At 66.4% G+C, this 23509-nt stretch carries 24 protein-coding genes and 2 tRNA genes; 11 read left to right on the top strand and 15 right to left on the bottom strand.

Translation table 11 applies throughout. The annotated features are described in order from the left end of the window. Nucleotides 1–2: 2 nt before the first annotated feature. Nucleotides 3–770 (top strand): ABC transporter ATP-binding protein, encoded by a 768-nt coding sequence (locus METLW4_RS0113325; protein ID WP_018266711.1) that lies wholly within the window; start codon nucleotides 3–5, stop codon nucleotides 768–770. Next, a complete protein-coding gene (locus METLW4_RS0113320; protein WP_018266710.1) occupies nucleotides 767–1555 on the top strand; it encodes an ABC transporter permease in 789 nt (262 codons plus the stop codon). The genes METLW4_RS0113325 and METLW4_RS0113320 overlap by 4 nt, the downstream gene beginning before the upstream one ends. Nucleotides 1556–1593: 38 nt before the next feature. Here METLW4_RS0113320 and METLW4_RS0113315 read toward each other — a convergent pair whose 3' ends face one another. Both METLW4_RS0113315 and METLW4_RS24850 read right to left on the bottom strand, forming a co-directional pair. Then, nucleotides 1594–1812: a hypothetical protein gene (locus METLW4_RS0113315; protein WP_157235116.1), complete on the bottom strand. Its 219-nt coding sequence runs from the start codon at nucleotides 1810–1812 to the stop codon at nucleotides 1594–1596. Nucleotides 1813–1840: 28 nt separating this feature from the next. Then, nucleotides 1841–3193, bottom strand: a complete 1353-nt coding sequence (locus METLW4_RS24850; RefSeq protein ID WP_245258451.1) for a L,D-transpeptidase family protein — start codon at nucleotides 3191–3193, stop codon at nucleotides 1841–1843. Nucleotides 3194–3476: 283 nt separating this feature from the next. On the opposite strand from METLW4_RS24850, the gene ychF reads away from it, so the two are divergent. Then, the gene (ychF, locus tag METLW4_RS0113305) at nucleotides 3477–4574 is read left to right on the top strand and encodes a redox-regulated ATPase YchF (RefSeq protein ID WP_026191488.1); all 1098 of its coding nucleotides are present in this window, start codon (nucleotides 3477–3479) and stop codon (nucleotides 4572–4574) included. Nucleotides 4575–4623: 49 nt separating this feature from the next. Here the strand turns inward: ychF and METLW4_RS0113300 are convergent, their stop codons facing one another. After that, nucleotides 4624–4989: a hypothetical protein gene (locus METLW4_RS0113300; RefSeq protein WP_018266706.1), complete on the bottom strand. Its 366-nt coding sequence runs from the start codon at nucleotides 4987–4989 to the stop codon at nucleotides 4624–4626. Nucleotides 4990–5077: 88 nt separating this feature from the next. Between METLW4_RS0113300 and METLW4_RS0113295 the strand changes: the two genes are divergently transcribed. The 4 genes from METLW4_RS0113295 to METLW4_RS0113280 all read left to right on the top strand — a co-directional run bounded on the left by METLW4_RS0113295 (nucleotide 5078) and on the right by METLW4_RS0113280 (nucleotide 6741). Next, complete coding sequence (locus tag METLW4_RS0113295; RefSeq protein WP_018266705.1) at nucleotides 5078–5770, top strand: HAD-IA family hydrolase; 693 nt, start codon at nucleotides 5078–5080, stop codon at nucleotides 5768–5770. A gap of 51 nt (nucleotides 5771–5821) precedes the next feature. Beyond that, nucleotides 5822–5896 (top strand) — tRNA-Val (locus METLW4_RS0113290). Nucleotides 5897–6002: 106 nt separating this feature from the next. Then, a tRNA-Thr gene (locus tag METLW4_RS0113285) sits at nucleotides 6003–6077 on the top strand. Between the two features lie 211 nt (nucleotides 6078–6288). After that, entirely contained in the window at nucleotides 6289–6741 is a 453-nt protein-coding gene (locus METLW4_RS0113280) for an FKBP-type peptidyl-prolyl cis-trans isomerase (RefSeq protein WP_018266704.1), read from the top strand. 105 nt (nucleotides 6742–6846) lie between these two features. Here the strand turns inward: METLW4_RS0113280 and ahpF are convergent, their stop codons facing one another. Both ahpF and ahpC read right to left on the bottom strand, forming a co-directional pair. Then, a complete protein-coding gene (gene ahpF / locus METLW4_RS0113275) occupies nucleotides 6847–8400 on the bottom strand; it encodes an alkyl hydroperoxide reductase subunit F (protein WP_018266703.1) in 1554 nt (517 codons plus the stop codon). 222 nt (nucleotides 8401–8622) lie between these two features. Beyond that, nucleotides 8623–9186 (bottom strand): alkyl hydroperoxide reductase subunit C, encoded by a 564-nt coding sequence (gene ahpC / locus METLW4_RS0113270; RefSeq protein WP_018266702.1) that lies wholly within the window; start codon nucleotides 9184–9186, stop codon nucleotides 8623–8625. 152 nt (nucleotides 9187–9338) lie between these two features. On the opposite strand from ahpC, the gene METLW4_RS0113265 reads away from it, so the two are divergent. After that, complete coding sequence (locus tag METLW4_RS0113265; RefSeq protein WP_018266701.1) at nucleotides 9339–10322, top strand: hydrogen peroxide-inducible genes activator; 984 nt, start codon at nucleotides 9339–9341, stop codon at nucleotides 10320–10322. Between the two features lie 142 nt (nucleotides 10323–10464). Here the strand turns inward: METLW4_RS0113265 and METLW4_RS0113260 are convergent, their stop codons facing one another. The 4 genes from METLW4_RS0113260 to METLW4_RS0113245 all read right to left on the bottom strand — a co-directional run bounded on the left by METLW4_RS0113260 (nucleotide 10465) and on the right by METLW4_RS0113245 (nucleotide 14492). Beyond that, nucleotides 10465–11448, bottom strand: a complete 984-nt coding sequence (locus tag METLW4_RS0113260; RefSeq protein ID WP_018266700.1) for a threonine ammonia-lyase — start codon at nucleotides 11446–11448, stop codon at nucleotides 10465–10467. A 1-nt stretch (nucleotide 11449) separates the two neighbouring features. Further along, on the bottom strand, nucleotides 11450–12244 hold the full coding sequence (locus METLW4_RS0113255) for an enoyl-CoA hydratase (RefSeq protein ID WP_026191487.1): 795 nt from the start codon (nucleotides 12242–12244) through the stop codon (nucleotides 11450–11452). Between the two features lie 84 nt (nucleotides 12245–12328). After that, the gene (locus METLW4_RS0113250) at nucleotides 12329–13720 is read right to left on the bottom strand and encodes a DUF2252 domain-containing protein (protein ID WP_018266698.1); all 1392 of its coding nucleotides are present in this window, start codon (nucleotides 13718–13720) and stop codon (nucleotides 12329–12331) included. Between the two features lie 151 nt (nucleotides 13721–13871). Next, the gene (locus METLW4_RS0113245) at nucleotides 13872–14492 is read right to left on the bottom strand and encodes a hypothetical protein (RefSeq protein ID WP_018266697.1); all 621 of its coding nucleotides are present in this window, start codon (nucleotides 14490–14492) and stop codon (nucleotides 13872–13874) included. 611 nt (nucleotides 14493–15103) lie between these two features. Here METLW4_RS0113245 and METLW4_RS0113240 point away from each other — a divergent pair. Then, a complete protein-coding gene (locus METLW4_RS0113240; RefSeq protein ID WP_018266696.1) occupies nucleotides 15104–16048 on the top strand; it encodes an IS110 family transposase in 945 nt (314 codons plus the stop codon). A gap of 482 nt (nucleotides 16049–16530) precedes the next feature. Here the strand turns inward: METLW4_RS0113240 and METLW4_RS0113235 are convergent, their stop codons facing one another. Beyond that, nucleotides 16531–17295 (bottom strand): hypothetical protein, encoded by a 765-nt coding sequence (locus METLW4_RS0113235; RefSeq protein WP_018266695.1) that lies wholly within the window; start codon nucleotides 17293–17295, stop codon nucleotides 16531–16533. A gap of 237 nt (nucleotides 17296–17532) precedes the next feature. Between METLW4_RS0113235 and METLW4_RS0113230 the strand changes: the two genes are divergently transcribed. Further along, nucleotides 17533–18228, top strand: coding sequence for a HisA/HisF-related TIM barrel protein (locus tag METLW4_RS0113230; protein WP_018266694.1), 696 nt, complete (start codon nucleotides 17533–17535; stop codon nucleotides 18226–18228). A 545-nt stretch (nucleotides 18229–18773) separates the two neighbouring features. On the opposite strand, the gene fae (METLW4_RS0113225) is transcribed toward METLW4_RS0113230, so the two are convergent. The 5 genes from fae (METLW4_RS0113225) to mch all read right to left on the bottom strand — a co-directional run bounded on the left by fae (METLW4_RS0113225) (nucleotide 18774) and on the right by mch (nucleotide 23010). Next, nucleotides 18774–19340, bottom strand: a complete 567-nt coding sequence (fae, locus tag METLW4_RS0113225) for a formaldehyde-activating enzyme (RefSeq protein ID WP_018266693.1) — start codon at nucleotides 19338–19340, stop codon at nucleotides 18774–18776. Nucleotides 19341–19598: 258 nt separating this feature from the next. Continuing rightward, a complete protein-coding gene (gene fae / locus METLW4_RS0113220; RefSeq protein WP_018266692.1) occupies nucleotides 19599–20108 on the bottom strand; it encodes a formaldehyde-activating enzyme in 510 nt (169 codons plus the stop codon). Nucleotides 20109–20245: 137 nt separating this feature from the next. Then, nucleotides 20246–21115, bottom strand: coding sequence for a triphosphoribosyl-dephospho-CoA synthase (locus METLW4_RS0113215; RefSeq protein WP_018266691.1), 870 nt, complete (start codon nucleotides 21113–21115; stop codon nucleotides 20246–20248). After that, nucleotides 21108–22079 carry a RimK family alpha-L-glutamate ligase gene (locus tag METLW4_RS0113210; protein ID WP_018266690.1) on the bottom strand — a complete coding sequence of 324 codons (972 nt, stop codon included), beginning with the start codon at nucleotides 22077–22079 and terminating at the stop codon, nucleotides 21108–21110. Before METLW4_RS0113210 ends, METLW4_RS0113215 begins: the two co-directional genes overlap by 8 nt. Further along, nucleotides 22033–23010 carry a methenyltetrahydromethanopterin cyclohydrolase gene (gene mch / locus METLW4_RS0113205; RefSeq protein WP_043331845.1) on the bottom strand — a complete coding sequence of 326 codons (978 nt, stop codon included), beginning with the start codon at nucleotides 23008–23010 and terminating at the stop codon, nucleotides 22033–22035. Before mch ends, METLW4_RS0113210 begins: the two co-directional genes overlap by 47 nt. A gap of 210 nt (nucleotides 23011–23220) precedes the next feature. Between mch and METLW4_RS0113200 the strand changes: the two genes are divergently transcribed. After that, complete coding sequence (locus METLW4_RS0113200; RefSeq protein WP_018266688.1) at nucleotides 23221–23415, top strand: hypothetical protein; 195 nt, start codon at nucleotides 23221–23223, stop codon at nucleotides 23413–23415. Nucleotides 23416–23509: the final 94 nt, after the last annotated feature.

Genomic DNA, 23509 nt, shown 5'->3' with positions numbered 1-23509 from the left:
CGATGGGCGCCGCGGAGCCTCTGGTCTCGCTGCGCGGGATCGGCAAGAGCTTCGCCAATGGCGTCGCGGCGCTGGAGAATTTCGATCTCGATCTTCGCGACGGCGAGTTTCTGACTTTGCTCGGCCCATCGGGCTGCGGCAAATCCACGGCGCTGCGGCTCATCGCCGGCCTCGCGACACCGAGCGCCGGCGCCGTCGATTGGCATGACGCAGCGGCGGCGCATAACATCGGCTTCGTGTTTCAGGAGGCGACGCTGCTGCCTTGGGCCGATGTCTTCGCCAATGTCTATCTGCCGCTGCGACTCGCCGGCAAGACGCGCGAGGCCGCCGCGCCGCTGGTGCGCGAGACGCTCGCTCTCGTCGGCCTCGCCGATTTCGAGACGGCGTTGCCGCGCCAGCTCTCCGGCGGCATGAAAATGCGCGTCGCCATAGCGCGCGGCCTGGTGACGCGGCCGAAATTGCTGCTGATGGACGAGCCCTTCGCCGCGCTCGACGAGGTGACGCGCTTTCGTCTCGGCGACGATCTCCTGGCGATGAAGCGAAGGCTCGACACCACGATCGTCTTCGTCACCCATTCCATTTACGAGAGCGTCTATCTCTCGACGCGCATTCTCGCGCTTTCCGCGCGCGGCGGCGCGATCGTCGATACGATCGACATAGATGCGAATATCGCGCGCGACGACGAATTCCGCGCCAGCCCCGCATTCGCGCAATATTGCCGGCGCGCTTCCGCCGCTCTGCGCAGCGCCTATGGGGAGGAGCTGCGATGACGCAGCCGAGCCCGCTTCGCGAGGCGCTGTTGCCGCTGGCTGTGCTGGCCGCCGCGCTCGCCGCTTGGGAGGCTGCGGTGCGCCTCTGGGCCATTCCGCCTTATGTGCTGCCCGCGCCGAGCGTCATCGCCGAGACTTTGGTGAAGGACAGGGATCTTCTCTTCGCCGCCCTCCTCGTCACGCTGACGACGGCGCTGGAGGCGCTGGCGCTGGCGACGATCGGCGGCGTGGCTCTGGCTCTGCTCATCTCGCGCTCGCGCTGGATGGAGCGCGCGTTGATGCCCTTCGCCATCGTGCTGCAAGTGACGCCCATCATCGCCATAGCGCCGCTGCTGCTGGTCTATCTCGCCCCCGCCGAGGCGGTGCTGGTCTGCGCCTTTCTCGTCGCCTTCTTCCCCATTCTCGCCAATACCTCGCTCGGCCTCGCCTCGGTCGATCGCTCACTGGTCGAGCTTTTCGATCTCTATCGCGCCTCGCCCTGGCGCAAGCTCGTCTATCTGCGCGCGCCGGCGGCGCTGCCGCAGTTTTTCGCCGGGCTGCGCATCGGCGGCGGGCTCGCGCTCATCGGAGCCATTGCGGCGGAGCTCGCGGCCGGCGCGGCGGGGCAGGGGGCGGGCCTCGCCTTCCGCATTTCGGAGGCGGGCTACAGGCTCGACATTCCGCGCATGTTCGCGGCGTTGGCGCTGGTCTCGCTGGCGGGAATCGTCATTTATGCGGGGCTGACGGCGCTGTCGCGTCTCGCCCTCTCACGCTGGCACGAGAGCGCGCGGGGATTGGACGATTAGAGCATCCTTCTCCCGCTCGCGGGAGAAGGAGTCGCGCCTCACCTTCCGACGCCCACTTGCGCGCAGCGCGCATCGGCGGTCTTGAAATAGATCGGATCGCAGGGCGCGAAGTCCTCGGGACACATTTTCTCGCAGAATTGCACGGGGACGACGACATAGGTCTGCGCCGGCTGCGGCTGGCGGGAAGGGCGCTCGCCGGCCTGCGCCGCACTGAGCGCGCCGAGCAGAGCCGCGACGAAAGCAATCGAAGCGCGCATCGTGGATTCCTCCGAAATCTGGAGCGAATCAGCGATCTCCGCGCGCTTCGCCCACTGCGTCGACCCCATATATATCGTTGCGGAAATGGACCGTGCCATTCGCGGAAGCCCATCCGGTCATGTACACCCATACGACCGGCACGGGCTTTGGCAGAGTCACGTCCTGGCGCTCGCCGCCGATCTTCGACATGATCGCGGCCTTGTCCCATTGTCCCGGCGCGCCCTCCAGCAGCCAAGCCGCGAGGTCATAGACGCCCTCGACGCGCACGCAGCCATGCGAGAGAAAGCGGTAGTCGCTCGCGAAGAGCCGCTTGCTCGGCGTGTCGTGCATATAGACGGCGTGCTTGTTGGGCATAGCGATGCGGATCGAGCCGAGCGAGTTCTGCGCGCCGCTGTCCTGGCGCAGCGTGTAATTGACGGCCCGCTCGCTGGCCCAATTGATCGATTTCGGCTCCACCTCGGTCCCGTGATTGTCGAAGACGCGAATGCGCGCCTTGGTGAGATAGGACGGGTCCTTCTGCATTTTGGGCATGATCTCGTTCTTGATGATCGAGACCGGGACCGTCCATGTGGGATTGAGATTGACCGCGCCGATCTTCGCCTCGACCTCGGGCGAAGGATGCTCGACATCGCCGACGATCGCCGTATAGCGCCGCACGACATGGCCGTTCTCCACCGCATCGACCGCGGCGGAGGGGATGTTGACGACGATATAGCGCGGGCCGAAGGGGAAATCATTGCCGGCGAGCCGCTGCGCCGAGGAGGCCAGCTGGCGGAAGCGCACCGAGGCGGGGATGTCCAGCTCGCGCAGCGTCGCGCCGGCGACTGCGCCGGTCTGCCTCAGCCCCATGCGGAATTGAAAATGCTTGACCGCCTGGGTGAGGCCCGCGTCCCAGGCCTCGCCGCCGGCTGCCTCCGCCGGCAGATCGCCCTCAGCCGCGAGGCGCTTGCGCAGCGCCGCCACCGCCTTGCCGCGCGCGCCGGGCTGCAATGGCGTCCCCACCTTCGGCCAGCCGCCGGCGTCGGCGATGGCCGCATAGCGCTCGGAGGCGAGCGAGGTGGCGAAGAAGGTCTCCGGCTGCAGCGCAGGGGTCGGATCGTCGGAGAGCGCCATCTCGCGCGGCGGCGCGGGCTTGGGCTTCGGCTTCGGTTTCGGCTTGGGCGCGACCGCGGCCTGCGGGGCCGCCGTCGGCGCGGCGCCGGGCTCCGCCGGGGCTGCGGGCGCGGAGGCGGGGGAAGGGGCAGGCGCAGGAACGGGCGCAGGCGCTGGGGCCGCCGGAGCCGCGGTCGGCGCGGGAGCCGGCGCGACAGGAGCGGCCGGAGCCGCCGAAGGCTCGGCGGCGGTCTGCGCCAACGCGGGAATGAGCGGCGCTGCGAGCAATCCCGCCGCCGCGAATGTCGCGATCGCGCGACCAGCTCGTCCGATTCGTAATCTGTTTCGCATATGGTTCCGCGCCAGAATCGCGCCCTCGAGATTCGCCGACGCTCTGCTTTTGTCGAAGCTTTTCCGCCTTGCGAGGCGCGCGGTCAACCCGCGCTGCGAGGATGCGCCTTTCTGCGGGGCGGAATTATGGAGACGCTGCGCCGCGGCCGCGCCCCTTGCCTTTTGCGCCGGTCCCGCCCATACCGCGCCGCAGCGAGATTGCGCGAGGAAACGGGACGCCATGGGCTTCAAATGTGGAATCGTCGGCCTGCCGAATGTCGGCAAGTCGACCCTCTTCAACGCGCTGACGCAGACGGCGGCGGCGCAGGCGGCCAATTACCCCTTCTGCACGATCGAGCCCAATGTCGGCGACGTCGCCGTGCCCGATCCGCGGCTCGAAAAGCTCTGCGAGATCGCCGGCTCCAAGCAGATCATTCCGACGCGCCTCACCTTCGTGGACATAGCCGGCCTCGTGCGCGGCGCCTCCAAGGGCGAGGGGCTCGGCAATCAGTTCTTGGCCAATATTCGCGAATGCGACGCCATCGCCCATGTGGTGCGCTGCTTCGAGGACGGCGACATCACCCATGTCGAGGGCGACGTCGATCCGATCCGCGACATAGAGACGATCGAGACCGAGCTGATGCTCGCCGATCTCGAGAGCCTGGAAAAGCGCGTCCTCCCGCTCGAGAAGAAGGCCAAGGGCGGCGACAAGGACGCCAAGGAGCTGCTCGATCTGATGCGCCGCTGCCTCGATCTGGTGCGCGACGGCCGTCCCGCCCGTCTCGTCGAGATCGCGCCGGAGGAGCGCGGCGCGCTCGCAGGTCTCGGCCTCTTGTCGTCCAAGCCCGTTCTCTATGTCTGCAATGTCGAGGAAGGCGCCGCCGCGGAGGGCAATTCCTTCTCGCAGAAGGTCGCCGCGCGGGCGCGCGAGGAAGGCGCGGCGAGCGTCGTCGTCTCCGCCAAGATCGAGAGCGAGATCGCCGTGCTGCCGGCCGAGGAGCAGAAGGAGTATCTCGAGGCGGTCGGGCTCGAGGAGCCGGGCCTCAACCGCGTCATCCGCGCCGGCTATACGCTGCTGCGCCTCGTGACCTATTTCACCGTGGGCCCCAAGGAGGCGCGCGCCTGGACGATCGAGCAGGGCACGCGCGCGCCGCAGGCGGCGGCGGTGATCCATACGGATTTCGAGAAGGGCTTCATCCGCGCCGAGACGATCGCCTATGAGGATTATGTCGCGCTGCGCGGCGAGGCGGGCGCGCGCGAGGCGGGCAAGTTCCGGCTCGAGGGCAAGGACTATGTCGTCGCCGACGGCGACGTGCTGCATTTCCGCTTCAACAATTGATCGGACGAGAGCGAGCCCTCGGGCTCGCTGTCTCCAATGCGGGGTCTCGCTATTTCGCCGGCGGCGTGCAGACCACCGAGCTCTCGTTCAAGACGAAGCAGATCGACATCTGTCCCGAGCGCAGATCGACGCGGAACACGCCGCCCTCGCCCGTATGGCGGGAGGCGATCAGCGCATATTCGCTGAACTGCCCGGCCTTGGCGCCCTCGCCCGGCGGATAGCACAGCGTCACGCCGACGGCCGCGCCCTCCTTCAGCCCATATTGGCAGGCCCCCACCTCGCCGCTGGCGCGGTCCAGGCGAAAGACGCGGTTGAGATCGGTCTGCGGGGCGGCGAGAAACTCGTAATTGCCGGCGAGCGCCGCCGGCGCCGCCAGGGCGGCCCCGAGAGAGAGGAGACGAATGGCTGCGCGCAAGGTTACACTCCTTCGACGAATCACAGGGCGCAGTCTACACGCCGATGCGGCAATCGCGAGACGGCGCCGAATAGGGTAGGGGCAGCGAATGGTCGGCGCGCCGACTCTGGTCTTCGATCTCGACGGCACGCTGGCCGACACCGCCGGCGATCTCATCGCCACCTTGGGCGTGCTGCTGGAGCGCGACGGCCGCGCGCCCGTGCCCCTCTCCGCCGTGCGCACGCTGGCCGGGGCCGGCGCGCGGGCGATGATCGAGCGCGGCTTCGCGGCCACCGGCGCGCCGCTCCCGCCGGAGCGGGTCGAGGCGCTGTTTCCCGATTTCATCGCCCATTATCGCGAGCGAATCGCCGTCGAGACGCGGCTCTTCCCCGGCGCGGAGGCTGCGCTGGAGCGATTCGCCGAGGCCGGCTTCGCGCTCGCCGTCTGCACCAACAAATCCGAGGAGCTGGCCGTTCTGCTGCTGCAGCGCCTGGGCGTCGCCGGGCGATTCGCCGCCATTTGCGGCCGCGACACTTTTCCTGCGCACAAGCCCGACCCGCGCGCGCTGACGCTGACGATCGAGAGAGCCGGCGGCCATGCGGCGCGGGCGGTGATGGTGGGCGATTCGCAGACCGACATAGCGACGGCCAAAAACGCCGGCGTGCCCGTGGTCGCGGTGGATTTCGGCTATACGGAAACCCCGGTCTCGTCCTTCGGCCCCGACCGTGTGATCTCGCATTTCGACGAATTATGGGAGGCCGTGGCCTCGCTCGGCGCGCTGGAAGCCTCCGCATGCACTTGACGGGAGACGCCGTCGTCTCTTACAGAACTGTTCGGCCTCGGTGAGGCCCTCGGGCGGCTAGCTCAGCGGGAGAGCACTCCCTTCACACGGGAGGGGTCACAGGTTCAATCCCTGTGCCGCCCACCATTCGCTCCACTTCTCCCCTTTGGACGATTTTCCTCCTTCCGCTCGGCGGATAGCAGCGGCGAACGTCTTGCGCAGTCGCGATCACTGTGGCACAAGGCCGCCCGACGCTGCAGTAGCTCAGTGGTAGAGCACTCCCTTGGTAAGGGAGAGGTCGAGAGTTCAATCCTCTCTTGCAGCACCATCCCACCCGCGCGATCTTCCCGCCCTCGAGCCTCGACTCGCGTCATTCGCCGCTGGTTGACACCCGTCTGCGCCGAAGGCAGACAGGCTCGCGGCGGCGCCCGCAAAGGTCACGAAGGCCGACCTGCGGCCGATGATCGGCGGGGCCGCTCGACCGCCCTCGCCGCTGCGCGCAGGGCTGCTCGCCGCGCCCAATTCCTAAAGGATCCGACATGCGCGCCGTTTTCCGTTTCCACGCTCTGCCCGTCCTCGCCGCATTGGCGTTCGTCGCCGCGCCGCTCCCGGCGCTCGCGCAGAGCCCTGCGACGACCACCACCGCCACAGGCATCAAGATCACCGACACTAAGGTCGGCACGGGCTCCGGCGCCGAGCCGGGGCAGATGCTGAAGATGCATTACACCGGCTGGGTTTCGCAGAATGGCGCCAAGGGCAAGAAATTCGACAGCTCGCTGGACCATGGCCAGCCCTTCGAGTTCCGCCTCTCGGCCGGACAGGTGATCGCCGGCTGGGATCAGGGCATTCTCGGCATGAAGGTCGGCGGCAAGCGCACGCTGGTCATTCCGCCCGAGCTGGGCTATGGCGCGCGCGGCGCCGGCGGCGTTATTCCGCCCAACGCCACGCTCATCTTCGATGTCGAGCTCTTGGAAATCAAAGGGCAGATCTGACGGCTGCGCGCCGCTTTTGCGAGCGAAGCGAAGCAATCCAGAGACGAGGGGCCGCCCTGGATCGCTTCGCAGCTCACGCCTCTCGAACAGAGAAGCGAACTCGCGTCACATTCTCACCAGATGATCGAAGGCCGACAGCGCCGCCGTCGCGCCTTCGCCCATGGCGATGACGATCTGCTTATAGGGAACCGTCGTCGCGTCGCCGGCCGCGAACACGCCCGGCGCCGAGGTGTGGCAGCGGCGGTCGATCTCGATTTCCTTATAGGGCGAGAGCGTCACCGCGCCATTCAGCCATTCCGTATTGGGCAGCAGGCCGATCTGCACGAACACGCCTTCCAATTCCACAGCGCGCGCCTGCTCGCTCTCGCGGTCGCGATAGACGAGGCCTGTCACCTTGGCGCCGTCGCCGAGAATCTCCGTCGTCTGCGCCGAAACGAGAATCGTCACATTGGGCAGCGAGCGCAGCTTCTCCTGCAAGATTCCATCGGCGCGCAGCTTCGCGTCGAATTCGAGCAAAGTGACATGCGAGGCGAGGCCGGCGAGATCGATCGCGGCTTCCACGCCGGAATTGCCGCCGCCGATCACCGCCACGCGCTTGCCTTTGAACAGAGGCCCGTCGCAATGCGGGCAATAGGCGACGCCCTTGGTCATATATTCCGTCTCGCCCGGCACATTGATGCGCCGCCAGCGCGCGCCCGGCGCCAGAATGATCGTCTTCGACTTCAGCGTCGCGCCATTGGCGAGCTTCAGCTCCGCGAGGCCGCCGGCCTGCGCCGCCGGAACCAGCGCCGAGGCGATCTGGCCATTCATCACATCGACGGAATATTCCGCGACGTGACGCTCTAGCGCCGCGGCCATATGCGGGCCTTCCGTATGCGGAACGGAGATGAAGTTCTCTATGCCCGCCGTGTCCTGCACCTGGCCGCCGAAACGCTCGGCGACAATGCCGGTGCGCACGCCCTTGCGCGCGGCGTAGATCGCCGCCGCCGCGCCCGCCGGGCCGCCGCCCACCACCAGCACGTCGAAGGGCTCCTTGGCGGAAATGGACGCGGCCTTCTTCTCGCCGGCGCCGGCGTCGAGCTTGTCGAGAATCTGCTCCAGCGTCGCGCGGCCGTGCTGGAAGGGCTCGCCATTCAGATAGACGGCGGGCACGGCCATTATGCCGCGCTCCTCCACCTCCTTGGGGAAGAGGCCGCCGTCGATCGCGACATGGCGCACGCGCGGATTGAGCGCGGCCATCGTGTCGAGCGCCTGCACCACCTCGGGGCAGTTCTGGCAGGTGAGCGAGAAATAGGTCTCGAAGCGATATTCGCCGTCGAGCGCCTTTATGCGCGCGAGAGTCTCCTCGTCCTCCTTGGGCGGATGGCCGCCGACATGCAGCAGCGCCAGCACGAAGGAGTTGAACTCGTGACCGCCCGGAATGGCGGCGAAGCGCAGGCCGACGTCGGCGCCCTGACGCTCGATCGCGAAAGAGGGACGGCGCGCATCATCGTCGCTGCGCACATAGGAGATATTGTCCGAGATGCTCGCGACCTCCTGCAGCAGCTCGGCGAGCTCTGTGGATTTCTCGCTGTCGTCGAGCGAGGCGCGGAGCGTGATGGGCGTGACGATGCGCGCGAAATAGGCCTGCAGCTGTGTTTTCAGAGCGGCGTCCAGCATCTTCGTCGACTCCCGTTTTCGAGAACAATCCCCTCGTCCTGAGGAGCCCGCGAAGCGGGCGTCTCGAAGGACGCTTCGTTGCGCGCGCTGGAGCATCCTTCGAGGCTTTTTGCGTTCCGCAAAAAGCGCCTCAGGATGAGGCGGGGGAATTTTCGATGGCCTGGAGGAGCCCCCGGCCGGCGGACCGGCCGGGGGCGTGAAGCGAAATCAGATTTCGCCGAATCAGATCTTGCCGACGAGATCGAGCGAGGGAGCGAGGGTCTTCTGGCCCTCTTCCCACTTGGCCGGGCAGACCTCGCCCGGATGCGCCGCGACATACTGCGCCGCCTTGACCTTGCGCAGCAGCTCGAGCGCGTTGCGGCCGACGCCGCCGGCGTTGATCTCGACGATCTGAATCTTGCCGTCGGGATCGATGACGAAAGTGCCGCGGTCGGCGAGGCCGGCCTCTTCGATCAGTACGTCGAAATTGCGGCTCAGCGTCAGCGTCGGGTCGCCGACCAGCGGATACTCGATCTTGCCGATCGCCGGCGAGGTGTCGTGCCAGGCCTTATGCGCGAAATGCGTGTCGGTGGAGACGCCGTAGATCTCGACGCCGATCGCCTTGAAGGCGGCGTAGTTGGTCGCGAGGTCCTCGAGCTCGGTCGGGCAGACGAAGGTGAAGTCGGCTGGATAGAAGAAGAACACCGACCACTTGCCCTTGAGCGTGGCTTCGGTGACGTCGACGAACTTGCCGGCGTGGAAGGCGGTGGCCTTGAACGGCTTGATCTCGGAGCCGATGAGAGACATGCGATTTTCTCCTCGAGTAGTGAAGGCGCGCGGGAGGCGGGTGGGTCCCGCCGGCCTTCGGGGAAGACGCCGGGAAACTAGAGGGGTTTCACTATCGATAAAAGCGAAAAAAACAGGCTTCAATAATCGAATTTAACGATTATGCTGCGCGGATGGCGGTCTTGCCCACCCTCAGGCAGCTGCGTTTTCTGGTCGCCGTCGTGGACGAGCGGCATTTCGGCCGCGCGGCCGAGGTCTGCCTCGTCGGCCAATCGACGCTCAGCGCCGGAATATTGGAGCTCGAGCAATTGCTCGGCGTGCGTCTCTTCGAGCGCACCAAGCGCAAGGTCGCGCCGACGCCGGTCGGTCGCGAATTGGCCGAGCGCGCGCGCACGCTTCTCCGCGAGGCGCAGGATATCGTCGAACTGGCGCGCGCCGCCCAGGCGCCAATGTCCGGGCCGCTGCGGCTCGGCGTCATTCCGACCATAGGGCCGTTTCTGTTTCCGCGCGTGCTGCCGCGGCTGCGCTCCGCTTTTCCAGAGCTGAAGCTCTATCTGCGCGAGGAGCAGAGCGAGCCTCTGCTGGCGCGTCTCGACGCCGGCGAATTGGACGCCGCCGTGCTGGCGCTGCCCTATCCCGCGCGCGGCATGGAGACGATCGATCTCGGCGAGGACGCTTTCGTCGTCGTCTGCCTGCCGGGCCACAGGCTCAGCCGTCTCGCCTCTGTCGGCCATGACGACATGGCGGCCGAGGATCTTCTGCTTCTCGAGGAGGGCCATTGCCTGCGCGATCATGCGCTCGCCGCCTGCGCGCTCGAGGGCGCGCGGCGCAATGTGGCCTTCCAGGGCACCAGCCTGCATACGCTGGCGCAAATGGTCGCCAATGGGCTCGGCGTGACGCTGCTGCCGCAAATGGCGCTGGACGCCGGAATATTGCGCGGGCTCGATCTCGTGGTGCGGCCGCTCTCGGGCGAGGCGCCCTTCCGCCGCATCGGCCTCGTCTTTCGCGTCTCCTCCGCGCGCAAGGAGACGTTCCGCCGACTCGCCCGCGCGCTCGAGGGATTTTTGGCGGAGGCCGCGCCGGCGGAGAAAGCGAAAGTCCCTGCAGGGCCGGCGCGCGGCGTGAGGAAGAGCGTGGCTGGCCCACGTCGCAAGTGATGCGCGGCGACGGCCCCCTCCCCAACCCTCCCCCGCTGCGCGGGAGAGGGGGCTGATTGCGCGCTTCATGGAGATTTCGCGTAGCGATTGCCGCTTCCCTCTCCCGCGATAGCGGGGGAGGGTGAGGGAGGGGGCGCTTCGCTCAGCTCGAACGCTCGAGAATCGCCGCGAAATCCTTGCGATCGACATTGCCGCCGGACGCGACGACGACCACGGTCTTGCCGACAAAGCGCTCGCGCTCGATCAGCGCGCAGGCGAGCGCCGCCGCGCCGCCGGGCTCCAGCACGATGCGGAAATGCTCGGCGGCGATGCGCATCGCGGCTTCGACTTGCGCATCGCTCGCCGCGAGCCCTCGAGCGCCGCAGGCGAGCAGAATGGGCAGCGTGTGGCGACCGGGAGTCGGCGCCAGCAGCGCGTCGCAGATAGAGCCGGTGAGCGCGGCGTTGGCCTGCGGCTCGCCGCTCTCGAGCGAGCGGCGCATATCGTCGAAGCCCGCCGGCTCCGCCGTGAACATTTGCGGCGCGCGCTCGAAGAGCGGCAAGGTCAGCGCAATGCCGGAGGCGAGCCCGCCGCCGCTGCAGGAGGCGATGATCGCATCCGGCGCAATGTCTTTCGCGCGCGTCTGCGCGAATATTTCGAGGCCGATGGTTCCCTGTGCGGCGATGGTGCGCGGATCGTCGTAAGGGTGAATGAAGCGCAAGCCCTCCTGCTCGGCGAGGCGGCGCGTCATCGCATCGCGATCATTGCTCAGCCGATCATAGAATTCGACGCGCGCGCCCAGCGCCTTTGTGCGCTCGAGCTTCACGCGCGGCGCGTCGCGCGGCATCACGATCGTCGCGGAAACGCCGAGGGCGCGCGCGGCGAAGGCGACGGCCTGCGCATGATTGCCGGAAGAAACCGCGATGACGCCGCGGCGGCGCTCCTCTTCTGTCAGCTGCATGAGCTGATTGAAGGCGCCGCGCAGCTTGAAGGCGCCGATCGGCTGAAGATTTTCCGCCTTCACCAAAAGGCGAAAGCCGATCTCCTCATCGAGCAGCGGCGCCGTGAGCAATGGCGTCGCTTCCACATGCGGGGCGATGCGCGTCGCTGCGGCTTCCACATCGGTGAGCGTGAGCGGCGCGCTCATGTCAACTCCCTTTGAATTTCGGCTCGCGCTTCTCGAGAAAGGCCGTGCGGCCTTCCGCGTAATCGGCGCTGTCGAAACAGGCCGCGGCGAGCCTCTCGCAATCTTCCGCCGAGAGCGCATGCGGCAATCCCGCCGCGCGTCTTATCGCGGCCTTGGCGGCGCGCAGAGTGAGCGGCGCATTGGCCGCGATCCCGCGCGCGATCGTCATGATCGCCGTATCGAATCCATCCTTCGGCAGCACGCGCGAGACGAAGCCCGCGGCGCGCGCTTCTTCGGCGTTTATCCGCCGTGCGGTGAAGAAGAGATCCATGGCGTTCTGCGGGCCGACGGCGGCGACGACATAGCTCATCGCCTCCGGCGGATAGCCGACGCCGAGCCGTCCCGCCGGAATGCCGAAGACGCAAGCCTCCGCCGCGATGCGCAGATCGCAAGCGGCCGCGAGCCCCATGCCGCCGCCCATGCAAAAGCCGGCGATCGCCGCAATGACCGGCTTGCTCGATCGCGACAGCGCGTCGAAGGCCTCGACATTTGCCTGCTCATAGGCGCGGCCGCCCTCGGCCGTCGCGCGCACGGTGGAGAATTCCGAAATATCGGCGCCCGAGCAGAAGGGCAGCGACGGCGCGCCGGTCAGCACGATGACGCGCACGGTCTCGTCTGCGTCGAGAGACGCGAGCAGCGCCGGCAACGCGCGCCACATGGAGAAGTCGAAAGCGTTGCGGCGCTCGGCGTTGTCGATGAGGATGCGCGCGACGCCATCCTCGACGATGACGCGCAGCTTCGGTGTCGAGTCCGTCATGAGAAACTTGCTCCGCCATTTCGCTTTGTATCGAGAGCGAGCCTGAAGGCTCGCGGTCCAGGGCGCGCATAGGACCGCGAGCAATCACGCCTCATCGGCGCTCCCTTGCGTTTCGTTTTTCGCCTTGGCGCGCCAGGCCAGAAACTCCGCGTGATCGCAAGTGTTGCGCGCCGCGTAGAGCATGGCGAAAGAGGCCATGGCGTCGTCGAAGGCGCTGCTCTTGCCCATATAGCCGCAGATGATCGCAGGATCGGCGGAGCGCGCATGGGCGCGCGCCAGCACGCTGCCGCAGAGCGCGGCGTAATCGTCGAGCGCATGCTCCTCGAACAGCTCCGCCACCGAGCCGAGGCGGCGATTCTTCAAATGGCGCACATAGAAATGCCGGCCCGTCGATTCGTCCTTGGCCCAGCCGAGAAAGAGATCGGTGGAGGCCTGCATCACGCGCTGGCCATGCACGACGCGCTTGCCCTCGGCGTCCTTCCATTGCGCGGCGGCCTCGGGCGCGAGCCGCGCCAGCACGGAGGGGCGCGCTTCCTTCAATTGCAGGAACAAGGGCTCGTTGTCGGCGGTGGCGAAGAGGCCGATGGCGCAGAATGTGCCGACGCTGCCGATGCCGACGACCTTGAAAGCCGTATCGGTCAGCGCATAGCGGCGCAGCAGCGCGACCACTTCTGGATTGAGCGTCGCGCCGCAGCTCGCGAAGGTCGCGGGTATGTCGAAACGCGTGGCGTCGCAGCCGCCATTGCCGATGTGATAGATGAGCGGCGGGCGCTCCTCTATGCGCAGGCCCAGCGGCGTCGAGTCGAGATGCGGGAAATTATCGTCCTCGCGATCGGGCCGCGTCGCCGCGACGAGGCCGCGCAATTTGCGCGCGAGCCGCTCGTCCAGCCCATCCGCGACATGGACGAGATCGATGCGGTCGCGCCACGCCTTCAGCGGCGACAGATGCGAGAGGCCGCGCATATGCCGGCGATAGCCCCGCGCGGCGATTTCCGCTGCCTGGCGCGCGCGCTTTTCCGAGCGGCCGGCGTCTAGCGCCGCGACGGCGAAGCTCGCGCAGAGGCGCCGCAGATCGACGGTGAAATCGACATTGGGCAATGTCTCGTCGAAATCGTTTATGTCGAAGAGCACATTGCCTTCCGACGACAAGAGCGCGCCGAAATTCATCAAATGGCAGTCGCCGCAAGATTGCGCGGCGAGGCCCGGCGTCGGCAGAGCGGCGAGATCCTCCGCCATGATGGAGGCGGCGCCGCGCAGAAAGCTGAACGGCGAATGCGCCATGCGCTCATAGCGAATGGGCAGCAGCGAGGCGACGCGGCCTTCGTCTGTGGCGGCGAGAATCGCGGTGGGGTCGCGCTCGACGGGCGAGAAATCCGCGAGGCTCTCGCGCGCGACGAAGCGCCGCCGCTCCTTGCCGGCGGCGTAGCGCTCGGCGAAAACGAGATGATGCGAAGCCGCGGCTCTGTGATCCTGCATCGCAATTCTCCATGGCGCCGAGCGGCGCGAAACCTCGAGCGAAAAGCGCTACGCGGCGCCTCGATGAAGCGCCAAATCTGCTCCCTCTCCTGCGCAGCGGGGGAGGGCTGGGGAGGGGGCGGGAGCCGTTTCCCCTCATCGAAGCCGAGCGTTAATCGATCGCTGCCTCAATGACGCGCGCCAGCGCGCCGAGCCGCTGCTCGATCAGCGCGGGCGTCTCACAGACATAGGAGAGCGCATGGCGCCGCTCGTCGAAGATGCGTAGATCCCATTGCAGCGCCTCGCTGGCGTCCTTGATCTTTTGCGCGTCCTGCGTCGGCTTGTCCTGCTCGGCGCGCATCGCCTGCGTCTCCTCGCGCAGCCGCTCGGCGAGCAGCTTCTGCTTGGCGCCATAGCGGTCGAGCCCGGAGAGCACCTCGCGGCGCTCGGCCTCGAGCGTGTCATAGACGCCGGCGAAAAGGGCGGTCAGCCGCTCCTTGCGCACGGCGCCGGCCGCTGCGGCGAAGTCGGAGACGAGCTTTTGCGCGGTCTCCAGCGGCGTGCGCCGTGCGCTGACGCGGGCGACGAGCTCGGCGAGCGCGGCTTCCTCGCGCCAGGCCTTCGCGCCGTCGATCGAGGGGCCGGTCCAGACGCCGGCGACGGCGACGCTCTGCACCTTCACCTGACGGCACGGCCAATCGCTCTGCCCAGCCGCCTGCGGCTGCGCATGCGCCGCGCCAGCGCAAGAAAGAGCGAGAGCGAGAGCGAGGGCGGCGGAAAGGTAAGTCTTCATGGGGGAACGATCTGCGGCTGTGAGCGACGGGCCTCGTTTACGCCTTTTCGCCGCGCGCCGCAAAGGCGCGCCGATGCGCCCGGCGCCTCGCGGCGGCGGGGGAGGAGGGGCGGCTCGGGACGCTCCGACCCCTTTCGGCCGCAGCGCGAAGAAGCATCGTGGTTTCGGAGCGTCCCGAAACGCTCCATGGCGTCCGCCTCGAATGCGCGCCTCCTCACACGCTCGCACGACGGGCGCCTTCACGGACGCCCTGTGGCCGGAGCGCTTTGTCCCGCAAGGGCGCCGCGTCCTGGCCGGGCTTGTCCCGGCCATCCACGCCAAGGAGCCGAGAGACCAAGGAAAGCGCCCACGACCGACAGCAGGCGCGCCAGAGCTTCGCCGTCACGCCAGACCCTGCCACGGCGCGGCGCGCGCTGGCGTGGATTGCATGATCGCATCGTCTCTTGCGAGACTTGGACGCTGGCGGTCCCTCGGGGCGTGGATTGGTCTTTGCGACCGTGGCCATCTTGAAACCGCCAGCGTCTCGGTCGCTCACGCGAACAGGAGTTAGGGGCTTTCGCCCGAATGCAATCCGGCGTGTGGACCCATCTGTCATTTTGCCGGGGGCTGGCATGACTGACAAGTGTTACATTGGCGTCGACGTCTCGAAAGACTGGCTCGACATCGCTCGGCACGATCGCGCCGACGTCGAGCGTATCGAAAATACGACAGCCGCCGTGTCCGATTTTCTGGCGCGGCTCGGGCGAGAGCCGACGCTCGTCGTCTTCGAATCGACGGGCGGCTACGAACGCCCCTTGCGCGCGGGCCTGCTCGCCGCCGGCGTCGCTTTCGCCAGGGCTCACCCCAACGAGATCGCGGCGTTCAAAGCCCGCCGCGGCGCCAAGGCCAAGACCGACCAAATCGACGCCCGGCAGCTGGCGGCTTTCGGCGCGAGCGAGCTCTCGGCGCGCGGCCTCGGGCCTCTCGTCGAAGGCGACGGCGCGCTGCGGGAAATGACGGCGCGTCGGCGCCAGCTCGTCGATCTCTTGCAGGCCGAGCGTTGCCGCGCCGCCATCGCCGAAAATGATGTCGTGCGCCAATCGCTGGCCACGCTCATCGCGATGCTCGAAAAAGCTTGCGACGACATCGAAACGGAAATCGATGCCCATATCGCAAAATCCGCTGAGCTCGCGAATGTCGCCAGGCTGTTGCGAAGCCTCAAAGGGGTCGGGCCGGTGACCGTGCATACATTGCTCGGCGAGCTTCCTGAACTCGGCCGACTGACCGGAAAAGAGATCTCCGCGCTCGTTGGCCTCGCACCGGTGACCAGGCAAAGTGGAAAACGCAGCTTTCGGGCGACGACCGGCCATGGACGACCCGGCGTGCGCCGCGTTCTCTTCAACGCCGCCCGCGCCGCAATCCGCTGGAATCCGGTCATGAAGGCCTTCTACGAACGCCTCGTCACTCAAAATCAACGGCCGGGAAAAGTCGCCTTGACCGCCGTCATGCACAAAATGCTCGTCGTCCTCAACGCCATTGCGAAAGAAAACAAGCCATGGAAGCACGCCCCCGCTTGACAGAAGACACAGGAGATGGCCGGGACAAGCCCGGCCAGGACGCCGGGGGGCGCAGGGTTGGACGGGGGATCGACGGGGAAGTGAGAACTGTGACCTGAAGTGGTCATTCAGATCCGAGACAAAATTTCACTCTTGCAAAGGCTTTACCTGTTGCAGGACCCGTAACGCGCATTATGGAACTTTCGGCACGATGGCTGGAATGCCGCCGTCGTTCCAAAGCTCGCCAGATCGCAAACCTTCGGGGGAATTTGGCAACTCACTCCAATCGACGGCCAGCTTATAACCGGACACTCCAGACAGAACGATGGCGATAAGCCCCAAGCAGAGTGCAAATTTCCGTTTGGTCGTTCGTTGGCAGGGGTCGATGCAGAGATAGTTCATAACCTGCGCTGAAGCGGTTACGACGAGAGCGGCTAAAAATAAGCAGAAGAGTGCGTTACTTGTATGCATTAACTCAAGCTCCAAGCTTTCACGGAAACGCTCTAGACACTAATCTCAATCATCCCCTCTGCCTTCATTAAATCCAAAGCCAAATTGACGGCCTCGATCTCACCTTCGCTCAACCCCTCGCCGTCACCATTTTCACGAAGGGCAATACCGAACTCTTCAATGATCCCAACAGTCAGTAACAGATGCAAACTGAAGGATCGACGGGCGCAACCTTCGTCAAACTCAGGGAAGTAACGTGTCCCGCTGGTTGGGCCGGGGAGATCATCGCCAGAAACTTCATACGCGGTCACGGACCTGACGATATGGTGCTTCGAAGCATGCGCGGCAGCGGACAGCTCGTCATACAGTCGCGCTAGCGATTCCCCAAAGCCGCTGTCTTTGAGCGCCGAGATATTGGGAGACCGTCGTTTCTCTTCGCGCTGTCCAGCTCTCACTGCCTTGATCTGTGCGAACAGTTCCATCTCTTGCCGCAACAGACAACTAGCTTGCAAATACCTCCCCTCCTTAATTGTATTCTCGCAAGTAGGAGTCCCAATAACAAATGCCGCAAACAAAGCATTGCGCTCCTGGCTATTATTGGTGCTAGGCTTTACAATTCCATTGATCCGTAGCAACGCAGCTCCAAGTACTCCCGTCACTAGCAGGTGAGCGTCAGTCAACCGCCTGTAGGCACTTTTTGTTTGCTCCCGCACCTTATCGCCACACACCTGCTGCACGGCCACGAGCGTTCCGGCGGCCTCTATAAGCTTGCGTTGATGAGCCTCAACGGCTGAGTCGAGCTCTTCGCTGTCTATCAAGGTTCAAGCCTCGAAATTGTGTTGCGGTTGATGTTGAAACGGCCGGCCAAGTCTGCCTGCGTCGTCGTCCCTTTGGCAAGGGCTGCAAGAGCCCTCCTCGCGCTGATGGCGGGTGAGCTTGCGCGGGGCGACCCATATGGAACTATCGGACGAATGCCCGCTCCTGCCGCCCCTCGGAATTTCAAATCGCGCCGTCTCCGTCGCGCGGGGGCGGCTTATCCCCTATAATTCGCGCCCATGCGGATCATCCCCGTCATCGATCTCAAAGGCGGCCATGTCGTGCGCGCTTTTCGGGGCGAGCGCGCTTCCTATGCGCCGATCGTCACGCCGCTCGCCGTCGGCAGCGCGCCGGAGGCGATCGTCGCGGGATTTCTGCGGCTCTTTGCTTTCGACACGATCTATATCGCCGATCTCGACGCGATCGAACGATGTGGCGATCATGGCGCGGCGATCGAGGCGCTGGCGCGGAGCTTTCCGCAAGTCGGCTTCTGGGTCGATGACGGCGCCCGGTCCATTGCGGCGCCTGGACCGCGAGCCTTCAGGCTCGCCAACCTCTTTCCTGTCATCGGCAGCGAGAGCCTCGCGCGGAATGTCGCGCCCGATCTCTCGCGCGAGGCGCGCTCTATTCTCTCGCTGGATTTTCGTGGCGATGAATTTCTCGGGCCGCCTGCGCTGCTCGACGATCCACGGCTCTGGCCGCCGCGAGTCATCGCCATGACTCTGGCGCGCGTCGGCGCTTTCGCCGGGCCGGATGTCGCGCTTTTGTCCTCGCTGGCGCGCCGCGCGCCGGGTCGGGAAATCTACGCCGCGGGCGGCCTGCGCGACGCGCGCGATCTCGAGACGTTGACGCGCCTCGGCGTCGCCGGCGTTCTCGTCGCCTCGGCGCTGCATGACGGGCGGCTGTCGGCGCAAGAGCTGCGTCGCGCCATGTGATGCGCTTGTCTGATCGCTCGGCGCGGCCTTCTCCCCGCTCGAGGCTATCGAATGCACACATCCTCCGCGCCCCACGGCGTCTTGGCCGGGCTTGTCCCGGCCATCCACGCCAGCGCGGGCCGAGGCGGCTCGAGAATTTGGCGTGTCGCCGAAACTCCGGCGGCGCGCGCTGGGGATGAAATACCGCCGACGGCTGGCGCTTTCCTTCGGTTTCTCGGCCGCTTGGCGTGGCTTGTCCCGGCCACCCACGCCAGGAGGCCGAGGCATCTAAAAAGCTCAGGGGAACGCTGACCCTCCGACGACGCGGGCCGTGGCGTCATCCTTTGATAGCGAGCGCTTTCCGTCGGCTTCTCAGCTGCTTGGCGTGGATGGGCGGGACAAGCCCGGCCAGGACGGCTGCAGAGTTTCGCGAGACGGGAATCCGATAGCCGCGCGCGGCGAGAGGGGGGAGCTGCGCCGAGTCGATCAATGAGCGCGCCGCTGAAACAGAAAGAGGAGCCGCGGGCGGCGGCTCCTCTTTGATTTATCGCAATATCGTTCGCGCCTCAGTCGGCGGCGGCGAAGGGGTGCTTGGCGGTCACGCGCTCGGAGAGGACGCGCGAGGCGCTCGGATCGCCCTTCAGCGCGCGGGCGATGGCTTCCTTGGTGGCGCGATAGTTGAAGTCCTGGATCTTCTGATCGTCATTGGCTTCCCAATGAATGAACACGCCGACCGAAATAAAGAGGTCGTCGGCCTGCTCGATCGGGATGATCCCCTCGGCGACGCTGTCGGCGACGGCCTTGGCGACGCCATATTGCGCCGGGCCGAACATCTGAACCGCCTGCTTGGCGTTCTTGATCGTCACCTTGTTGAAGAGGATGGTGTAGGGCTTGACCAGAAGGTTGGGCGCGACCACCGCGAGCAGGGTGGTGAAGCCGTCCTTATTGTTGACGAGCGCATTGGCGAAAGCCGTCTCGGCCGAGCTGCCGCGCGGTCCGATCAGCAGGTCGATGTGCGCGACCTCATTGCCTTCGCCGACGAGCGATTCGCCGACCAGCAGCTTGGGGGTCGAGGAGCTGGAGCCGGCCTTCGGAAAGAGGGCGCCCAGAATCTTATCCAGTATCGAAGCCATATTCGATTTCCTTTCGGTCTGTTCGTCACGCCTTGGCGGCGTTGTTCTCGGCCTGCGCGAGGCCCCCCAATCTCGCTGCAACTTCCGTCAGGAAGCCGACTGGTGACGCGCCGACCGCGGATCGATTCGCTTCAATTCGAGTCGACGAAGAGGAGCCGCGGACGGCTCCTCGAATATCCGGCGACGGGGCGCCGCATCGCAGCGAGGCGACGACGCGCGCGAGGCGCGCCGACGCTCGCCGGCCGAACGAGCGTGAGCTCAGTTCGCGCCGAAAGGATGCTTGACGTCGTTGCGCTTGGCGACGACCTCGGCGGCCTTCGGCTCGCCCTTGACGGCGCGCGCGATGGCTTCCTTCGTGGCCTGATAGTTGTACTCCTGGATCTTCTTGTCGTCGTTGGCTTCCCAATGGATGAACACGCCGACGGAGATGAACAGGTCATCGGCCTCGGCGAGCGGGATCACGCCTTCGGCGACCGAATCGGCGACGGCCTTGGCGACGCCGGCCTGAGCCGGTCCGAACATCTGAACGGCCTGCTTGGCGTTCTTGATGGTGACCTTGTTGAAGAGGATCGTGTTCGGCTTGGCCAGCAGATTCGGCGCAACGACGGCGAGCAGCGTGGTGAAGCCGTCCTTGTTGTTGACGAGCGCGTTGGCGAAGGCGGTCTCGGCCGCGCTGCCGCGCGGTCCGATCAGCAGGTCGATGTGGGCGACTTCATTGCCTTCGCCGACGAGCGACTCGCCAACCAGGAGCTTGTTGATCAGGGCCATGTTTCTTCCTTTCGATAAACTCGACTTATCGCCCACGCGGCTGCCGGCGCGGGCGCCTCCCTCTCCTCGCCGGCGTCAGGCCGAAATGCGGCCGAGCCGGACGAGCCGGTCGCGAGACCATCTCGCGCGGCGCGAACTCAACCATTTTTGTGGACGTTCGGCAAGATGGCGAGGAGATAATCGACAAAAAGCGCGGCGACCGTCAGGTCCGCGCAGGCGCCCGGATTATAGCCGCTTTTTTTGAGAGAATGATCCAGCTCCAACGCGATGCGGAACATGGAATCTCTGTCGTGCGCGGCGTCTAGAAGAGAAGCCGCTTCTTGAAAGCGCGTCAAGGTCTCGAGAGCGACTTTTTCGCCGAATTTCCGCTGGATATGCGTGTCGGCAAAATGTCGTGCGTAAGTCATGAAGACAAGCAGCGTCGCCGTCTCGCGGTCGCGCCCACGCGCGCGCGCGCCGCGGAGCGCCTCCTGGCCCAGACCGAAAATATCAGCGAATCCATTGGCGTATTGCCGCGCGACGAGGTCGCGCTCGGCGGCGAGCGCCATGGCTTCGCGCAGCGAGATTTGCGCCGGCGCGGCGACGTCGTGCTGCGGCGCGGAGCCCAATCCGGCGGGCGAGGCGCGCAAGATGGCGCGGAAAGCGAGATCGGCGTCGGACGAATCGAGCGAGTCCAAAGTCGCGGCGAGCTTCTCCGCGAGCCCGCCCTCGCCCTCTCGCAATGCGGCGTGAGCGAGTGGCGCGCAGAGGAGAATAATGCCGAGATTGGTGTTGCAGCCGACGCGCCCCCAGGTCGCCTCCACCGCTCCGAGGATGCGCGCGCCGACGCTGGCGTCCGCTGCGGCGAGATGGGGAGCCGCGGCGGCGGCGCTGGCGATGAAGTCCTGCGCCTCCATGCCATGGCCGGGCGCATATATATGGACATTGCCGGGCTTGGGCGCGGCGAGCTCGTCCTCGCAGGCGGCGATGAAAGCGCGCGCGATCTGTTCCGAAAGCGGCTCAGCCATTGGCGCGGCGCGCGGCGGCGGCGATCGCCGTCATTATGTCGCCGGCGATGCGCTCGGCGATCTGATAGGGGGTCACGCTCTGCAGCCCGCTCCAGCCCGGCATGCTGTTGACCTCCAGCACCATGGGCAGGCCGTCGGCGCCGCTGATGATGTCGACGCCGGCGAAATCCGCGCCCAGCGCGGCGGCGGCGCGCAGCGCCAATTCGCGCTCGCGCGCGCTCGGCTCGCAGGGAGCGGGCTTCGCGCCCTGGCGGATATTGGTGATCCAGCGTCGCGAGCGCCGCCGCATCGCGCCGATGATCTCGCCATGGGAGACGAGAATGCGCATATCCTCGTACCACACGTCCCGCGGCGGGACGAAGCGCTGCAGATAGAAGACGCCGCGCGCCTCCTCCGTCGTCGGCAGATCCTCCTCGCGGCGGATGAGCTTCAGGCCCCAGCCCTGCGCGCCGAACAAAGGCTTCAGCACCAGCGGCGCGAGCCCGCATTCGTTGCGGATGATGCGTTGCGCCTCGGCGCGCGAGCCGGTCACGAAGGTCGCGGGAGTCGGAATGCGCGCGGCGGCGAGCAGAAAGCTCGCGGCGGATTTGTCGGTGCAGCGCTCGATCGCGCGGGCGCTATTGACCAGGGGAACGCCGAGCGCGCCGAGCGCGTGCAGCACGCCGAGCCGCAACGTGACCGTCTCCAGCGAGCCGTCGCCGATGGCGCGCACGACGGCGGCGTCCGGCAGCGCGCCGTGAAAGCCCGGAATGGCGATGAGCTGCGGCCGGGCCGTGTCGATCTTGCAGGCGGAAAGGCGCACGGGAACGGCCCGCGCGCCATGGCGCGCGAAGCCCTTGATGAGACGCTCGACATGCCAGTCGAGCTCGTCGGTGAAGATCGCGATGCGCGGCGCCCCCTCGCGGGGGCGCGCGGGCTCAGCCGAAAGAGGCTTCGAGCAGTTTTTCGTCGATGGCTCCGCCACGGAAAGTCTCGCCTGTCTCCACTGCCGTCACGATCGCCTCGGCGGGCGAGAACAGGCTGGGGTCGATCTTGTAGAAGTCGCCCTTATACGCTTTGAAAATTTCCGCGAAAGGCCGTCCATAGTCGCGCGAGGTCGAGCTCGGCAGCTTCTCGGCCAGCTCCTTGGCCGTCGCCGCCGATCCGCGCACGAAGAGATGGGCGCGGCCGGAGTAGATGATCGCGTCATTGGTGCGGCCCATGGCCGTGACGAAATCCGGGTGAGGCGGCGACAGCGGCGCGGTGGCTATGCCGTCCACAATATGCTCGAGCGGGAATTTCAGCTCATGCGCCTTGTGCAGCGCCACCTCGAGCACGCGGCCGACGACCTGCACGCTGCCGGCGAGGCTCTGAGTCGGCGCATAGACGAAGGCGAGCTTGTCGGGAGAGACGCCGCAATCATTGGCGACCTTGGCGACGACGGCCTCCGGCGGCGGCGCGCCGGCCTCGAGCACGATGGTCGAGCGATCGGCGGAGTCCTTGTAAGGAAGCTCCTGGAACAGCGCCTCCTTGCGCGCCAGCGAACGACCGGGGCCGGAGCCGAGCGCGAAGAATTTCTCATGGGAGAGGCTCCAGCCGGCATATTGGCTGGCGAGGCAGGCGACGACCGGGTCATTGCTGGAGACGGTGAGCCAGAAGGGCCAGTTCTTCTGGCCCGGAGCCGGCGAGAGCGTGACCTTGCCGAGGCCGCCGAGGCAGATTTCCGTGAGCAGCAGGCCCGCGTCGATGCCGCCCGCGACCTTGGCGCCGGCGTCGATCAAGAGCTCTCCGAGGCTTCCGCGCGAAACGGCGAGGCGATAGCGCTCCGCGCCCGCGACGAGCCTGTCGACGATCTCGCCCGCCAGCGCATTGACGCTCGCCGTGGCGCGCCCGCTCGTATCCAATGTCCCTGTCACGTCTTTTGTCCTCGATTGGGGACCGGCTCCCCGCGCCGGCCGAAATTGCGGCGCGACTTTACTAAGCTTTCGTCCCGGGCGAAAGCCGCGCCGGGCGAAAGGCCTGTCATTCCCCCGTCAAGAGACTCACACGAGAGCATTACACGCGCCTGCTAGAAGAGGGCCGTGATGCGGCGTCCGAGGGCTTACTCTTCTCGAGGAGAAGCGCAAATGGCCGACAATATCGCGGAAAAGTCCGGCGAGGCCGGCAAGAAGGACAATAATACGGGCAAGCTGATCGCCGGCGGTCTCGCCGCGGTCATCGGCGGGGTGGTGGGCTATGGCCTGTTGGGCGGCCCGGCCATCATCGCCAGCGCAGTGGTTTTCGGTCTCATCGGAGCGGCGCTGGGCTCCGTGTTCGATTGATCGCGTCGGTTGCGTGTGGCGTCGCGAGTCGCCGCCGTTCCGGCGGTCGTGCGGAATTCTAGGACGTAGTCATTTCCCCTTCAGGTCTCGGCCC

Source organism: Methylosinus sp. LW4, assembly GCF_000379125.1.
Lineage (GTDB): Bacteria > Pseudomonadota > Alphaproteobacteria > Rhizobiales > Beijerinckiaceae > Methylosinus.
Note: the sequence above shows the minus strand (reverse complement) of the source record. Positions and strands in the feature narration are given on the sequence as shown.